This window comes from Anaerocolumna sp. AGMB13025 (genome assembly GCF_029689925.1).
GTDB lineage: Bacteria > Bacillota > Clostridia > Lachnospirales > Lachnospiraceae > Anaerocolumna.
This window is the reverse complement of record NZ_CP121445.1, coordinates 1,717,743-1,734,722: the sequence shown is the minus strand read 5'-3', so window position 1 is coordinate 1,734,722 and position 16,980 is coordinate 1,717,743. Positions and strand designations below refer to the sequence as shown.

Here is a 16,980-nt window from a genome sequence, read left to right as displayed (position 1 = left end):
TTTTTTTACTTAGGCATTGCATTGACGCTGTGCTTTCCAAAATGGCTCTTTTAACCTTTTATTTTACCCTCCAGCTCCAGCTCATTTATAGAATTGGAAACAAGCAAAACATCTCGGGATACTCCAGTTCAACCGTTTGCTTTGGATAAACTTCCAAGGTAAATTCATTATTCAGTTTAAGCTTTTCATTCTTTGCCCATTTCTTAGCTTCTTTTTGTCTTGCCATTAACTTTGTATCCACCATATCCTGATGGTTTTCTCCATTAAATTCAACCTTGACATACTTTCCTGTTGGAATTGTAAAAGTCTTAAATCCAGCCTCCACCTCATGGATTTCAGTTATTTCAACACCAACTATATAGTCTGGTACTTTATTCAAACAAACTGCATATTCAATCTCTTTATCCCTACGATTAGGAGTACTGTTCTTTATATCCTCCGTGTAATTGTCCCACATTATTCCAAGACTATTAAAATTAATCGGTAAGCCAGAACTCTGTAAATTCAACCCATAAACTATAATTTCTGTCTCAATGGTTATGACCTCAATATTACACTTTTCTTGATACATTTCACATTTCCTTTCTAAGCATGATTATTTCTAAACAGCATGATTATTCTTATATCCTGCATGACTATTTTTATAAATAGAAAAAGGTCCTTCGACATTTTATTTCTTATCGAATGATGAAACGGAGTACGCTAATCGCCTCCGATAAAGCTAATTCATTACACAATCTTGCCCTTTAAGTCAATTTCATCCATAATTCCATCTTTGTTGTTTCAGGAGTATGTGTGTCATAATATTCAAGACAAAATGCCTCGGTCTGAAGCTTGTGATTAGGTAACCATGTACTAAATAAATATTGCTGTGCTTTATATAGGGCATCTGTAACTAAAAAAACAAAATTCTCTGCTTCAAATGAGCAAACAATATATTCACCCTGTGGCTGTATCCATTGATCCATCTTGTTTTCCATCTCACAATTATTTACATCAGCAGGTATTCCTGCAAAGTAATTGTAAAATCCATTTTCAGAACAAGGTAACATAACTCCGACTTCTTCTGAACCTGTTACCATTCCCAGTACCTGATTTTTATATACATGTATCTCTTCCCATAGGATACCTAATATATCCACACCCGGTTCAACTGAAAGCCCTGCTCCATATTCAAGCGGTAATTTCTTTGTAAAACCTATATATGTAACATCCTTTTTAATATGTTTCCGATTCATCTCAAGCACCATGCCATTTGTTATTAAAGGTACGCCTTCATCAATTAGTACATAATTCAATAAAAGCTCGGGCTTTGTCATATGATTTAAAACTTGAGGCTTTTTCCGATATTCGGTTGGAGTCATTCCATAGGTCTTTTTAAAAGTCCGTGAGAAATGCTCATGTGTTTCAAACCCAAGCTCCTGTGCAATATCAAGTATCCGTTGATTCTCATCAAGCAAAATGTCAACTGCTTTCGCCATACGTCGGAGCCTTATATATTCAGCAACAGGTTTCTTTACTAACCTACGAAATAATCTCTGATAGTAAAACTGTGATAATCCCGCTTTCTCCGCTAAATCTGCAATACTGATTTGTTGATTCAGATGGTCTTCAATATAATCAATGGTATTTTGAATTTGTTCCCATGCATTCATTGCTGTACACCTCCCTAAAGACATAATATCAGATAATAGAAATATATGCTTGTCTAGGAATGCTCTTTTTTTCATAAACTACATTGTTATCATATTTGTATCGTTTTGATATGACTATTGCTTCTTTCGCGTTCAAGCTTTTCGCATTTTAGGGGCAGTGATTGATACATGCTAGATATTGCTGATAATTTCCCTTAAAAACAGGTTTTATATAAACTATCTCTCAATAAAAGGCACTTACTATTTCTTTCAACCCATCACTGAACTCCTCGAGATACTAGCTCTTGCAAGGCCAAAACCTTGATTATTAAGCTCATTATTTTTTATGTGTTTACATTGTCATAGGTACTGGTATGTTCCTGTTTAATGCTTACCATGGTTCTAAAAAAGGGGTTCACCCCGCTACAAGGTGGGATAATTACTCATTACCCGGAAGCATCACTTTTACTTCTTCAATTAACTGCCTTAGCTGCATGCAGGCATTAGAGCTATCCGTTCCGGTTGCCGTAAAAATAGAATTCACTTTATCATGGTAGCCAAGTGGGTGAATATTAAAACCATCTATCATACCAACCGCCTTTTTTTCATTAAGGCAGTATTCTTCATTTATTGCAAACAATACTTGGTTGAGGGCTGAAATGGCTCGAACAATATGTGCAGTAACATAATAAAGATCATTTTTCCTGGCATTACTTTCTGCAAACATTAATGAAAAACCAGCTTCAAATCCAAAGAATTCAATAATAGCTTTCTTCAATTTTGGAGGATATTGTTCCGCAATACTCTTTCGTAGAGAGATATTCCCATTTTTATCCCATAACATTTTGCATACTGCCAATTCACCCATGTACATCACATTGATATAGGCATGGGGATGTCCAGTTTGATAATGTGCCGATATATTTCCTTTTTGGCATTCTGCAATCACATTCTCAACTCGTTCAACATCACGTAGAATAAAGTCAACATGGTATCCATCAATAATGAGCCAACCTCCGCCATTAACCCAATTGCCCCACTCACCTGGAGGAACGATCAGGTTTTTCCTATGCTCATCATCTATAAGCTGTGCTGCCTTATTCAATGATACAAGATCGAATGTTGCATTTTCATAATAGATTCCGATGTCAATATCGGATTCAGGAGAATGTGTTCCCCTTGCACGCGAGCCGCCAAGTACAACGGCTTCTATACCTGAAATAGCTGTCAAAACTGTTACAATTTTCTCTAATACTATTTTGATTTCATTCATGTATAACTCACCATACTTTCGCTAATATCAATAATTGTCAGTTCACTATTTTTTGTCTTCAGCAGGGTCAGGCCTCAAAACAATGTTTCCATGTCTATCTCTTAAATATCTAAAGTCTCTCTCCATATTTGAACCCCCAATTTTAGTTCAATTTTATCATTCAATTCGTTAAAAAACAAATAAAATTTCATATAGCTTTTGGCTTGTGAGCAGGATACAGACCGGGTCAGACGGTTTGAAACCATAATTGACCAGGAAATAGACCGGATGTCAAGATTGTTAAATGATATGCTCTTTCTTGCAGGAACCGGGGAACATTCCTGGACTCTCACCGAAGAGGTTGTTATTGTATCCCTGTTAAAAGATGTTTACGACTCCTTTCAGGAAATTGCTGCAGAGAAAAAGCTGGTGTTTAAGCTACCGCGACCATTCCCACTGAGAGAATGGTCGCGGTTTTTATATGCACTGTTCTTTTCTCATTATCGCTCAGCTTTTTTAGTTCCAATCTGAACAACCAGTTTTCAACCTTTAAGATAGTGCAACCACGTATCGATCCGTGCGGTTTCAGCGGCACTTAGAATTCCCTCAAATCTAAGTTCAAAGCGTTTTGCTCCTAGTGTTTCATCTGTCAAACTAAAAACGGAGGCTGTATTTTCATACATTGAGGCAGCACGGATGAGACCGTGATATCCAACCGGCAGGGAAGCTGCTTTGCCGGCTCGCCACCGACCCATCGCCGAAAGTGTCCGGCAATTGCATACAATTTCACTGCATTGCATAGAGCATCCGGCACAGCGTCCATTTCGCTCCGCACAGCTTCCCAAAACGGAATCCGCCAATTTGCTCATTTTACTTATGGATTCGGCAAATGGGCTGCCAGCACCTAATACAGAGGAAACCTGCCGAATCAATGCTTCTTTTGCTTTTGTCCGTACACCCTTCTCCATCATCTCAAATAACTGCAATTCGCTCAATGGTGCATACCGCAAAGTGTATCCGTTTTTTTCACAGAGTGCTTCTGCTTCGCTGCGAAACAAGGAATTCAGATAACAGGCTGTTTCACCAACACATAGGATATAGTTTGAGGTTAAATCTCCCCTTGCATATTGTGCCCAGCGGATAAAATCTTTCTCTGAAGGCAGACCAAAAGCAAAGGCTTTCCTCATTTCCTCTAAGAGTTTCTCTTGCTTCGAACCTGACGCACAAAGCATAATATCCCCAGCCAGTGAAACGGCAAATATAACATTGGCTGTCTCGCTGTTTTTAATTAGCTGTTCCCACCTCGGTGCAATCACCGTAGTACTACCGTGATTCAATTCCTTGAACTTTGAGGCAATAAACCGGGCATACAGACCATCATTTTCCGCACCCATGTTTTGTGGAATCATAATCTGTAATTTGCTCTTTTTATCGGCATACTCCATGCAATCTCCAAGCAGCGCCGTCAAGCTGAAATACTCCTTGCCACGGGTCATGGTCCGACCTTTTGCAAGACTCTGCAAAGAAGTGGGCGGAATCTCCATGACCTTATAACCCTTATGTAACAGATAAAAGGTCAGCAGCGAAGAATAAGGATATAGGCTTGGAATCGCCAAGGGAGTCTCTTTTGAGACCGCATCAATACCGTGTTGAATTATAGTTTCATTCAATGCTGATGTTCGTAAATTTGTCTTCGTGTTTTCCGTGTTACACCCCATAACGCTGTTTGCAAATGCTTCTAAACGCGTTATAACACCAACCGGGCTCGAATGCTCATCAACTTCAATCGCTAGGTAGGGCTTACCGCCCATTTCATTATCAAACCAATGGGTAAGCATGGTATCTGGTCCGCAACCATGATAAGTCAGATAGATGGGATACAGATTCGGGTTATCACGTAACTGCTTTGCCGCCATTAAAACATTTCGGCCAAAGGGCCAATACAAACTAGAGCGGCTTCGCCCGAGATACGATTGATCAAACAAACCTTCCTGTGCACTTGGAAGGTCATAAACCTTATACCCAAGCCCTTTCAATTTTTGTTTGATAGAAAGGCTGAGTATCGGGTCTTCCAACCCATAGGAACGTGAAACCAATACAAACCCAGGTTCCTTTTCAGTCGTAACCGGTAGTGATTTGGTTCGAAGGTTTCGCATTGGGTTTGCAAAGTCTATTATCCCGCTTTTGAAGGAAGCCCGAAGGATTTCAATGCGTCCATGCCCCAATTGCTTTGCAATATTACTAAGGGCAGTAAAAATATACTTTGGTTGGTCAATGCAAATGTCTGGTGCAAGCAATTTAATCCCCTTATCTTTCAGTCCGACACAAGACTCTAATATCTGCGGAGCTTTTTGCATATAGACACAGATTCCCTTGCCATGAACGGAAGGCATTAAGAGGTAATCCACCTTCTGCTGAACAAGGGCGGCTGCATGCCCCACCGCCAGCTTTATTGGGAAACACACTTCCTCTTTGACATTAGCCTGTCCAAGCTCTACCATAGCATCGCTGCTGACGTCGGAAAGAAGCACATTGTAACCCAGCAGGTAAAAGAAACGACCTAGAATAGGAAACACTTCATAGTTTATCAAAGCCCGCGGAACCCCTATGGTTTTCTTTCCACGTTTATGAGGGAAGGTCAGTTCATCAAGGGAATCAAGAGGCTCTGGCTTTTGTTTTTCGAGAGTCGTAGATTTGCTCCCTAAATTTTCGTCCCAATTATTAAGTGTAAACCCTTTAAATAAGCTGGTCTTATCACCAATTTCGCTTTTAGCAAGCAGCGCGGCTCCTACCGCCCCGCTTACGCTGAAATAAGGAGCAACTACGATACGATTTCCAAAAGCACTGACAAATGCAGCAACAATGCCCGGGTTATATGCCACACCACCCTGTAAAACAATACGGTTTCCTACGGATCTGGTACCTACCACCCGATTCAAATAGTTGCGAACAATCGAATGACAAAGTCCCGCCGCGATGTTCTCACGACTGGTTCCTGTTGCAAGGAGTGCAGCGACGCGGCTTTCAATAAAGACCGTGCAGCGCTCACCTAAATCAGAGGGGGCATCTGCCGCTAGTGCCATATCCCCATATTGCGCCAGGGGAATATCTAGTTTTGCTGCCTGTTCCTCAACAAAGGAGCCGGTGCCGGCAGCACAGATTTTGTTCATCTGAAAGTCTCCTGTACGCCCATCCCGTAGACTGATATATTTAGAATCTTGTCCTCCGATTTCGAAGACCGTATCCGCGTCTGGCGTAAAATGAGCAGCAGAGGCTGCCTGTGCGGTAATCTCGTCTTTGATGGAATCCGCTCCAATCAAGCGGCCAATCAGCATTCTGCCGGAGCCTGTAGTAGCCGCGGCCCCAATGCATACTGTATCTCCGTATTTCTTTCTAATAAGAGCGAAACCCTCGCGGACAGCCTGCTTTGGATCGCCTTTTGTCCGCAGGTATATTGTCTCAATCACATTTTCATCCTTGCCCAACAGGACAATATTCGTACTGGTGCTGCCGATGTCGATTCCCAAATAGCAACGTTCGCCCTGTACATAAGGGCGAGTTTTGTGTAAATAATCTACAGCTGGTGGCACAGGTAACCGGGGTAATGTATGGGCTTTCAGTTTTTTATGTTTATCATTGGTTTTACCACATAACTCAATGAGTTTCTGAAAAGACAGTTGAATGCCCTGTTTATCTGCCAATGCGGCCGCACCAATTGCTTGTGTGCAGTCAAACCCGTCCGGTAGCAGCAACTCGTTTTCGCCCAGCTCAAAGATATCCTTTAGTGCACGTAAAACTCCTGTATTGTGACCGACCCCGCCCGCAAGAAGCACAGGTTTTTGCGCTTTCAACTTTCTGGCAACTACCGCTTTGTAGCTTCGCATTGATGCATAACAAAGTCCCAGCAGAATATCAGCGGCAGGGACCCCCTCCTGCTGATGGTGGATAATGTCGGTTTTGGCAAACACACTACACCGCCCTGCAATATGTGGGATGCCTTTGGCCTGTTGTACAAGACTTGAGTATTCCGTTAGCGGAAGACCGAGGCGTGCCATCTGATCTTCAAAAAAAGCACCTGTTCCGGATGCACAGCTGTCATTTTCTGCAAATTGCGGCACATCCTCCTTAAGCCCGGTGATGTACCTGGCACTTTGCCCGCCGATTGCAATCACGGCGGTGGCAGATGGTGAGATTTGTTTCGCACCTTCTGTTAAAGCTACAATGTCACCCACGGCGGGTAATTCCAGCAGGCTACCCTCTATTCCGCAAACCAACGCATAAACATCATTTGTGGTTAGTTTCTCCGCCCTTACATCCAAAAGTGAGTTTTCAAGTACTAAAAGCGGGTTCCCATGATGAAGGCGATAGATCGATTTTAACAGCACACCTTCTTCACTTAGTATAGCCACCTTTACTGCAGAAGCACCTATATCAATTCCAATTTTCTTCATGTAATTCCTTTCTGATATCAATTGATACCGTGGTGGATCGCCCGTGACCCCGCGTAACTAATTACGTACTAGTCCGCTTGAATGACGATTCTTAGTGCCGGATGAGAGTATTATTTTTCTTTTTCGACAGCCGAAATCCTGTCATAATGACCTTCAATATCAACTAAAAATCGTAATATCGTAGCCTGCTCCTCGGTACTGTAGTGATCAAAAATGGCCAGCCACTCTTGTTGAGCCTTGTTATGAATTTTTTTATGCTCCTCATAGACGGATTGCCCGCTTACAGTCAGTTTAAAATAAATTTCTTTATTATTATCTGGTTCCTGGTAACTCTCGATTAAACCCTTACTTAGCAATCTCTTGCTGATTTTACTTATGCCCGCTCGTGTCAGTCTCATCTGCTCTGAAATTTTTGTTACATTCGGATGGTCCGTCTTGCCTATACAATCAATACAATGTACTTCTGTAAGACCGATTTCTTCCAACAGACCATCTTGTTTATGCAGATATACATCCGAGTATTCCTGCATTTTTATTAATATATCTAATATTTTCAGTGCCTGGCTCATAGAATTCTCCTTTTTTGTTAACGCGTTTACAAAAAGCAGTTTACAACAATATTGTTAACATGTCAACAATATTTTATATAAGAGCTTGCGCTACATTTTGTAAATTAGCTTGCGCTATAGACCCGTCCCCCAGTCTCTTTCCGTCTAAAGTCCTTCCTTGATGCGGGGGGGGACCATGGTACGCTTACATTATTATTTTCAAACACACTCTAGTACTTTGAAAAAATGAGGCAAAATTCGCATTTTATATATATGCCAATTTCGCCTCATTTTTCTTGAAAAGCTATTGTAGAAAGACTTCATAGATTCTTCCTCATTTATATTCGGCTGCCATATTTTACTGCCATATATGCTCCCCAATATTGCAGATTAAAAGCTTCCTTTGCCCGATTCATAGATTGAAAAATTATAGTGTAAAGTTCATATATTCATGTTATAATAAATATACAAATTTTTACATATAGGAGGTATTATCCATGAAAAAGAAAATTAGTATTTTCTTGCTCGCGATTTTACTGACCGCCATGACACCAATATCCAGTGTTTCTGCCGCAGAAAGCATAAACGTACAGGCCTTTAATGGAAATACGGCAGCTAAAACAAACACTATTAGCCCAAATTTCAGGCTGGTCAACACAGGGACCACCCCGCTGCTGCTCTCAACCGTTAAACTAAAGTATTATTTCACCAATGACGGAACCCAGTCAAACAACTTTGCATGTGACTATTCTACAATCGGTTCTGAAAATGTAACGGGTACCTTTGGTACATTGAATGCTGCCAGCGCAGACCGATATCTGGAAGTCGGTTTTAAAAGCAGTGCAGGAACACTAGCCCCAGGTACAGGTTTAGAAGTAAAAACAAGAATATGGAAATCGGACTGGACTGATTTCACACAGACCGGTGATTATTCTTTTCAAACTTCTGCTGTCTACGTTGATACCGACTCTATAACAGGTTATGTCGGAGGTGAACTGTTATGGGGTATTAATCCGGGCGAGGCTGTTACCCCTACACCCACTGTAACCATTACACCTACTATTTCACCATCACCTACTCCCACCATTAATCCGACAAGCACCCCATCACCTACTCCCTCCCCAACTGCAACCGCCACACCTACCGTAACACCTGTACCTGACTCAAACGTACTTTTTATCGGACGTTTTGACACCAGTGATCCGGCAGGTCCTAAATTCTCCTGGGGAACTACTACCATAAAAGCAGATTTTCAAGGAACAGGCATCAGCGTAAACTTAAAATCCACCGGTGATAATTGGTTCGAAGTAATAATCGATGGTAATGTCAAGACTCCCATTAACGTTACTGCCCAAAGTTCCTCTCCCATCCTTCTGGCTTCTGGTCTGACAAACGGTAATCATACTGTTGAACTGGTAAAAAGAACCGAAGCCTGGGTCGGAGATGTGCAGTTTCTGGGATTTACAGTCACAAATGGCAGTCTGTTAGCTGCTCCGACTCCCGCTTCACGGCGTATAGAGTTTATTGGAGATTCCATTACCTGCGGTTATGGCAATGAAGGAACCAGCCAATATCAGTCTTTTACCACCAGGAATGAAAATTCTTACCAGGCCTACGGTGCGATTACCGCCCGTCTATTGGAGGCTGATCCGATTACGGTAAGCTGGTCAGGAAAAGGTGTGATTCGTAATTATGGAGGAGACACTACCGATGTAATGCCTTCTATTTACTCAAGGGTACTAGCTTATGATTCTACTCTCCAATGGAATCCCAGTCAGTGGATTCCCCAGGTAGTTGTCATAAATCTTTGCACGAATGATTATAGTATCGGCATACCGGACAGAACCGCTTTTACAACTGCCTATTCAAACTTAGTAGCACGTATCCGGACCCAGTACCCGGATGCCCATATCTACTGCGCAATGGGTCCTATGTTAAGCGGTGACAGTCAGTCTAGTGCAAGAGATTATATCCGCGGCGTAGTGAATGATAAAAATTCTGCCGGTGATCCTAAGGTCCATTATATTGAATTTCCTGTACAGGAATGGGCTAATGGTTACGGCGAAGACTGGCACCCCAGCTTAATAACCCACCAATTAATGGCTGACCAGCTTGCAGCCAGAATAAGTGCGGATTTAGGCTGGTAAACATAAGCTCTATGGCTCTAGGGCTTTCTGACAGCAGAATCTTTCTTTAGCCTGTTTGGTTTCATCGATATCCAATTGCTAATTAAAAAAGAAAATCATATTATCTTACATATATTCGTCTAAAAATAAAATAATATAGATAAGATTAGAAGGAGGCATTTTATATGGAAATAATGGATAATTGGCATGATTGGAAAAAGACTCTTGGAAAAGCGGTTGACCTTGGAGAAACTGTTGGAATGTCTGATAAGACAATAACTAGTATATCTGAAAAAGTTGGGACTTACCTTTCAAACTATGTTAGTCCTCATAATGATGAGGAAAGACTTTTAAAGGAAATGTGGGATGCCGCAGACGAGGATGATAGGAAAGTTTTAGCTAAGATTGTTGTAAAAATTGTTGATAAATAATTAACCCTAAAAAAATGTTTATAAGGGTTAAGAAATGGAACGGATGTCATTGCTCTCATTAGAGAAATGACATCCGTTATTATTTATTGTATTATGAGCTCCTCTGTAAATACAGATTTATCCTAACCAAGCTGGTAAAGTGCATCTATAATCTTATTTCGGGAATTTCGTTATAATTCCTAGTAAATACTGTTTCATCAGTGCGAGATCAAGTGCGTTAATGCTACCGTCACCGTTTAGGTCAGCAGCGTACATATCATCACTTGCAGGAAAGTCGGTTACTATGCCGAGCAGATATTGTTTCATTAAAGTAAAATCAAGTGTATCTATATTGTTGTCTGCGTTTACATCACCGATTTTTGGTGTAGGGGTTACATCTGTACCAAAAAAATTATTTTTTTGCATTTCAGCCCATATAGCATCTGCTGCTGCTATGCTTCCAGCTGTGGTAGGATGTATGCCGTCGGACAGAATGTATTGGGAATATTTACCTGAAAAAACAGGCCTTAAATCTAGCCAATAAGCTTTTGGCGTTATTGACTTATTTACCTCATTCTGAATTAATGGTCTGAGTACATCCAGTTTTCCCTTTAAGCCACCTAGATCTTGCTGCGGGTCAGGATAAAACAAATAGAATACTTTAACAACACCATCTTTTCCCATTTGCGTTAACAAATTTTTCACGGAATCCGTTGCATTTTTAATAAAAGGGCTATTCGCATTATAGGGTGGTTGGCCGGTACCCATCAAGCAGTCATTTCCTCCGCCATCCATAATAACATACTTTACAGTACCTGCTTTTACACCATTTTTGTACTGGTCGGGAATTGACGGTGCCATTCCTCCATAAAGCTGAGTCCCGCTTACTGAATTATCCCGAAATTTGTCACTCGAATCTAATATTCCCGCATTTTTAGCGTTTTGCTCCAATCTCTTTGTGATTTCATGGGATAATGCTAAAAATGAATCCCCTATAATAAGTACTTCACTTCCTTTTATTTTGGCAGGTGCTGCTGTAGCTGAATTTGATGCTAAACTAACTCCTGCAAAAACGCATAGAACTACTAATGCTATAACCCGTTTGAAATTAATTTTCATAAAATATCCTCCCAATATTTTTAATTTCATTTCGTTATACCGATTGACCATTCGAATCAAGAATGGTCAATCGAACAAACGATTACATCGCCGGTAGTTTATACCGCACTTTGTCCAGGGAACGTCGTTATAATACCGAGTAAATATTGTTTGAGCAATGAAAAATCCAGTGCATCAACGGTACCACTCACATCTAAATCAGCCAGTGTTGGATTTTTAATCGTCTCTAATCCTAAAAGGTATTTTTTCATCGATATTAAATCGATGGAGTCTATTTTCCCATCGGAATTTAAATCACCCAAGCTTCCTGAATTACTTCCTGTACCAAATTTAAACCAGTTCAGGTTGAATAAGTATCCGCTTCCTCCCGTAAATTTCAGATATAGGTCATGTTTTCCGCTTACTCCGCTAACACTGCATGTTGCAGCAGCCCAAGTCTGCCAATTACCAGTTCCGGTAACTGCACAAGTACCTATTAAAGTCCCGGTAAGACTATCCAGTCTGATTTCAATATTACCTCCGCTGGCGGCGCTGGCTACTCTGGCCTGAAAGCTTGCAGCACCATTGCCGAAATCAATATTGCTGTAAACTGCATAATCCCCGTTTTCAATATATCCGACATTCTCCCCGCCTTCCGTACAGTTTTCGGTTTGAACTCCCGATTGGTTATTGTAACTTTCCGCTTCAATCTGTGTAAAGGCAGATCTTGGGTCAGGAGTTGGCACAACACCCCCGGTATCGAGTCCGGCACCATCAAACGGAATAACGATAACCTTACTGCCATGGCTGTCGTTACCCAAGTCTTTGTCTTTTGCAACGTCTATTGCCGCCAGTGTCATCGCAACCACATGACCATTCTCCATATACACATTGGGACGTTCTAATTTATTCCAATGATTGACCGTACCATTTGAATAGCGGATAAAATTCGCTGTCGGGTCATAGGCATATCCCGGTTCTAATTTCCAGTTACTGATACCATCTTGGGAAGTGATGTGATACGCCTTACGTGTGTCCCACTTATTGACAATAATATGATAAAGACCACCACTATACCACATAACCGGATCTTCCATGTTGCCGGTCGGACAACCGGGAATCTTTGCATAAATATTGGTTCCTTGAATGGTGTAAGGTCCAAGGACATTATCAGCAATACCAATTACCCCATCTCTTTCAATCAACCCATAACGGCCATCCGGACGAAGCATAATGTAAACATTCGACGCTGTATAATTGGATGAGTAAGCATTTGAAGCAATCGATACACTGCCAAGCTTTGACCATGGTCCATCCAGAGAATTGGAGACAAAAATGTCCGCCGGCCGCCTGGTTTCGCTCACGAGTATAGCATACCGCCCGTCTTTTAGTTGCAGCGGAACCACGTTGTGACCTTTACCGCCCTGATCGTTGGGCCAGCACATACCCTTGTCTGTATAAGGTCCATACAGATTGGAGCTCGTCGCATGAACAGCCACAGAGCCAAACCACCCGTTGTGGCCGGCAGATTGATCCCACCGGCTGGCAAACATATGATACGTGCCATCAGGTCCCTTAATGATTCCTCCATCCCAATAAGCATACTTTGACATAGTCCTGTCTTCCAAACCGTTTGATTGATCACGAGGGCCCACTGCCGCGGCGCCCCAGCAAGACGACGATAGGGAACCTACAATCGGCGTCGCTTTAAAATAATCAATGTACGATGCAGCAGCATGTACTACCTCGAAAGATATCAGTAATAAAACAAATCCAACAATAAATATCGATTTTTTTTTCATACTCTAAAATTTCCTCCTTATTTGAATTTAACAGGTATTGTTGTAAACAACTTTAAAACCCACGTCTTTAAGGCAAATAAGGTAATTCCGTAATAGTACCCAGCAGGTATTTCTTGAAAATGGCAAAATCAAGTGCATCAATTGTACCGTCAAGATTCAGGTCTCCGGCCGCAAGGTCATTTTGTACCGGAAAATCCGTAATAGACCCAAGAAGGTACATTTTCATCAAGGCATAGTCTGTTTCATCGACACTCCCATCTCCACTAAGATCTCCGGCGGTTACACTTCCACCGGTAAATTTGAACCAGTTCAGGTTAAATAAGTACCCGCTTCCTCCCGTAAATTTCAGGTATAAATCATGTTTTCCGCTTACTCCGCTAACACTGCATGTTGCTGCAGCCCAAGTCTGCCAATTACCAGTTCCGGTAACTGCACAAGTCCCTATTAAAGTCCCGGTAAGACTATCCAGCCTGATTTCTATATTACCTCCGCTGGTGGCGCTGGCTACTCTGGCCTGAAAGCTTGCAGCACCACTGCCGAAATCAATATTGCTGTAAACTGCATAATCCCCGTTTTCGATATATCCGACATTCTCCCCGCCTTCCGTACAGGTTTCGGTTTGAACTCCCGATTGGTTATTGTAGCTTTCCGCTTCAATCTGTGAAAAAGCCGATGTCGGGACAGGAGTTGGCGTTGGAGTTGGAGTTGGAGATGGCGTTGGTGTAGGTGTGGGAGTTACACCTGTGCCGGTGAACTTCCACCAGTTGATGTTAAATAGAGAACCACTTCCGCCGGTAAATTTTAAGTATAGGTCATGTACTCCTGTTGCACCGCTTACATTACAGGACTTAGTAGTAAAGGTCTGCCAGCCTCCGGTACTTGAAACAGCACAAGTTCCCACCAGTTTCCCGGTCGCACTGTCAAGGCGGAGTTCAATATTCCCGCCGTTGGTTGCCGAAGCTACTCTTGCATCAAAAGATACCGCACCAGAACCAAAATCTACCCCTTTTACTTTTATCCAGTCCCCATTTTCGATATTACATACATCCATTCCGCCTTCACTGCATGTTTCTGTCTCAACACCGGATTCCCAGCAAATTGTTTCAGCTTCCGTTTTGACATATGGGTCTAGATTACTAAGCTGGTCCGGACCATTTTGGGTAATTGGAATACTGGGAATTGTGCCATCTGCATTGTATTTGAATTGTTCCAAGCCAACACTACGATGGTAGCTTCCACCTCCAGGTAAAGAACCGGTATGGTAAAAGAGGTAGGAACTTCCCTTATAATCGGTTACTCCCGGATGGTTCGTATAGCTGTTTTGCGACCCCATAATAGATCCCTTGGAGGTCCAGGGTCCGGTAGGACTGTTGCTGGTAGCATAGGAGATATTTTCGGATCCTCCAGACATACCTGCGTATACCATGTAATACAAATTATTGCGCTTGTAGAACCACGGACCTTCGACATAACTCGTTGGTTTCGGAGATGCCTTAACAATACTGCCTGAGTATGAAATCATATCTTGATTCAACTTGACATAATAAAGATCACCGTTTCCCCAGTAGAGATACGCCTGTCCGTTGTCGTCAATGAATACGGTAGGGTCGATATCCTGGGCCCCATTATTGGTGATTAACGGTTTCCCGAGAGGATCGGTGAACGGCCCGGTCGGGCTGTCTGATACCGCTACACCGATTACCCTTGCGCCACCGGCGTTTTTCCGGGTCATTGGAACATAGAAATAAAACTTCCCGTTCCTGTTAATAACCTGACCAGCCCATGCATCACCCTGCGCCCAACTGAATGTTTTGTAAGACAACGGTGATCCATGATCCGTCCAGTTTTGCATATCGGTGGATGAATAGCATCTCCAGTCATTCATGGTATAAAAATTATTGACGATGGTGTCCTCATCATGAGTGGTATACAAATAGCAAGTCCCGTTATAGACCATCGGGGCCGGATCCGCAGTATAATTTGTCTGTACGATTGGATTGTCTGCATAGCACACTGTTGCACGAAATAGGGAAATAACAAACAGGAAAACTACAACTCTACATACTTTTTTCATGGATTTACCTCCAATTCAATATAAATTTTCGTTATAGTACCCAGCAGGTATTTTTTTAAAACGGCAAAATCGAGTGCATCAATTACACCATCCGCATTTAAGTCCCCGGCCGCAAGGTTATGTACTGGAAAATCTGTAATTGACCCTAGAAGGTACATCTTCATCAGGGAATAGTCTGTTGCATCGACACTCCCATCTCCATTTAGGTCTCCGGCGGTTACACTTCCACCGGTAAACTTGAACCAGTTCAGATTAAATAAGTATCCGCTTCCACCCGTAAATTTCAGGTATAGGTCATGTTTTCCGCTTACTCCGCTAACACTGCACGTTGCAGCAGCCCAAGTCTGCCAGCCTCCAGTTCCGGTAATTGCACAAGTCCCTACTAAAGGACCGGTAAGACTATCGAGCCTAATCTCAATTTTACCTCCGCTGGTGGCGCTGGCGGCTCTAGCCTGAAAACTTACTGCACCGTTGCCAAAATCCACATTGTTGTAGATGGCATAATCCCCATTCTCGATATACCCGATATTCTGTCCGCCCTCGTTACAAGTTTCGGTTTGGGTTCCCGACTGGTTATCGTAACTCTCTGCTTCGATCTGTGTAAAGGCCGATTTCGGACCAGGGGTTGGCGTAGAAGTAGGAGTCGGGGTTGGCGTACCATAATCCGTAAATCCATTCGCGCACGCCATTTGTGAAAAGTTCCACAGGCTTGGTTTCCAAACTGTCCAATCGTGACCTCTTCCCGGAATTTGATAATAGGTGCAAGGGATATTATTGCTCTTACAAAAATTAGCTATGCCGTCACTGTAAGATAAATTATCATTGGTTCCAATGCAAAGAAACAATAGCTTCATCTGCTGACGGGTAGCCGATGGATCTGGAAACAACCTGCTAGTCGGATAGGCAACAGGTCCGCCGCCTGAAAAACCTCCCACATAGGCGAATTTGTTCATGTTTGTACACCCAATATTATAGGATTGTGGACCACCATACGAGAGACCGGCAATTGCTCTGTGAAGGCGGTCCGTATATACGGAATAGTGTGAATCGATGTATGGTATAAGGCTGTCTAGTATATCACCTGGAAGCTTATCATCAGATATTGATGATGTATTAGCATTTGGTGTTACAATGATAAATGGCTGAATATTGCCATCGGCAATCAGGTTATCCATAATGACATTGGCTGCACCTCCGCCTGTAAACCAATCAGCTTCACTCCCGCCGTAACCGTGCAATAAATACAGGACGCTGTATTTCTCGCTTGTTGAATATCCTGGCGGCAGGTAAATTCTCGCCTTCCTCTGGCTGTTGGTCGCTGATGATTGATAAGTAATACTGTTGACCTGCCCATGTGAAATGTTGTTCCTGGTCTGGTCATATCCTGTCGGCGGCATGGCTGGGAGCGCTGCCGCGGCCACGGGTTTAACAGGCATTGCCAAAAGAACTGCAAGAGCGAAAGCTGGTGCTATTTTCTTCGCAATTTCATTCATTAAGGTTTTTAGTCTCATTATTTATATCCCCTTTCTTTTATATCGCCGGTATCCCCCAAAAATACACGGCAGCATAATTAGAGTACACTATT

12 protein-coding genes and 1 pseudogene are annotated in these 16,980 nt (G+C 42.3%); 3 read left to right on the top strand and 10 right to left on the bottom strand.

All coding sequences use genetic code 11. The features are described 5' to 3' along the window. Positions 1–85: 85 nt before the first annotated feature. The 3 genes from QA584_RS07095 to QA584_RS07085 form a co-directional block, all read right to left on the bottom strand. Positions 86–571, bottom strand: a complete 486-nt coding sequence (locus QA584_RS07095; protein WP_278273815.1) for a GyrI-like domain-containing protein — start codon at positions 569–571, stop codon at positions 86–88. Positions 572–746: 175 nt separating this feature from the next. Further along, positions 747–1,655, bottom strand: a complete 909-nt coding sequence (locus tag QA584_RS07090; protein WP_278273814.1) for an AraC family transcriptional regulator — start codon at positions 1,653–1,655, stop codon at positions 747–749. A gap of 418 nt (positions 1,656–2,073) precedes the next feature. Further along, a complete protein-coding gene (locus tag QA584_RS07085) occupies positions 2,074–2,907 on the bottom strand; it encodes a nucleotidyltransferase domain-containing protein (RefSeq protein ID WP_278273813.1) in 834 nt (277 codons plus the stop codon). Positions 2,908–3,174: 267 nt separating this feature from the next. Between QA584_RS07085 and QA584_RS07080 the strand changes: the two genes are divergently transcribed. Beyond that, positions 3,175–3,417 (top strand): hypothetical protein, encoded by a 243-nt coding sequence (locus QA584_RS07080; protein ID WP_278273812.1) that lies wholly within the window; start codon positions 3,175–3,177, stop codon positions 3,415–3,417. Positions 3,418–3,428: 11 nt separating this feature from the next. On the opposite strand, the gene QA584_RS07075 is transcribed toward QA584_RS07080, so the two are convergent. The 3 genes and pseudogenes from QA584_RS07075 to QA584_RS07070 form a co-directional block, all read right to left on the bottom strand. Beyond that, positions 3,429–6,638, bottom strand: a complete 3,210-nt coding sequence (locus QA584_RS07075; RefSeq protein WP_278273811.1) for an acyl-CoA dehydratase activase — start codon at positions 6,636–6,638, stop codon at positions 3,429–3,431. A 78-nt stretch (positions 6,639–6,716) separates the two neighbouring features. After that, a pseudogene (locus QA584_RS28820) lies at positions 6,717–7,337 on the bottom strand (BadF/BadG/BcrA/BcrD ATPase family protein); the annotation flags it as partial. Between the two features lie 110 nt (positions 7,338–7,447). Continuing rightward, positions 7,448–7,906: a MarR family transcriptional regulator gene (locus QA584_RS07070; RefSeq protein ID WP_278273810.1), complete on the bottom strand. Its 459-nt coding sequence runs from the start codon at positions 7,904–7,906 to the stop codon at positions 7,448–7,450. Between the two features lie 476 nt (positions 7,907–8,382). On the opposite strand from QA584_RS07070, the gene QA584_RS07065 reads away from it, so the two are divergent. Together QA584_RS07065 and QA584_RS07060 are read left to right on the top strand one after the other, a co-directional pair. After that, the gene (locus tag QA584_RS07065; protein ID WP_278273809.1) at positions 8,383–10,032 is read left to right on the top strand and encodes a cellulose binding domain-containing protein; all 1,650 of its coding nucleotides are present in this window, start codon (positions 8,383–8,385) and stop codon (positions 10,030–10,032) included. A 164-nt stretch (positions 10,033–10,196) separates the two neighbouring features. Beyond that, a complete protein-coding gene (locus QA584_RS07060) occupies positions 10,197–10,442 on the top strand; it encodes a DUF3243 domain-containing protein (protein WP_278273808.1) in 246 nt (81 codons plus the stop codon). A 153-nt stretch (positions 10,443–10,595) separates the two neighbouring features. Here QA584_RS07060 and QA584_RS07055 read toward each other — a convergent pair whose 3' ends face one another. The 4 genes from QA584_RS07055 to QA584_RS07040 form a co-directional block, all read right to left on the bottom strand. Continuing rightward, on the bottom strand, positions 10,596–11,540 hold the full coding sequence (locus QA584_RS07055) for a dockerin type I domain-containing protein (RefSeq protein ID WP_278273807.1): 945 nt from the start codon (positions 11,538–11,540) through the stop codon (positions 10,596–10,598). A 98-nt stretch (positions 11,541–11,638) separates the two neighbouring features. After that, positions 11,639–13,321, bottom strand: coding sequence for a carbohydrate-binding protein (locus QA584_RS07050; RefSeq protein WP_278273806.1), 1,683 nt, complete (start codon positions 13,319–13,321; stop codon positions 11,639–11,641). Positions 13,322–13,388: 67 nt separating this feature from the next. Further along, positions 13,389–15,395, bottom strand: coding sequence for a carbohydrate-binding protein (locus tag QA584_RS07045; RefSeq protein WP_278273805.1), 2,007 nt, complete (start codon positions 15,393–15,395; stop codon positions 13,389–13,391). Beyond that, a complete protein-coding gene (locus tag QA584_RS07040; protein WP_331487854.1) occupies positions 15,392–16,906 on the bottom strand; it encodes a carbohydrate-binding protein in 1,515 nt (504 codons plus the stop codon). Before QA584_RS07040 ends, QA584_RS07045 begins: the two co-directional genes overlap by 4 nt. Between the last annotated feature and the right edge of the window lie 74 nt (positions 16,907–16,980).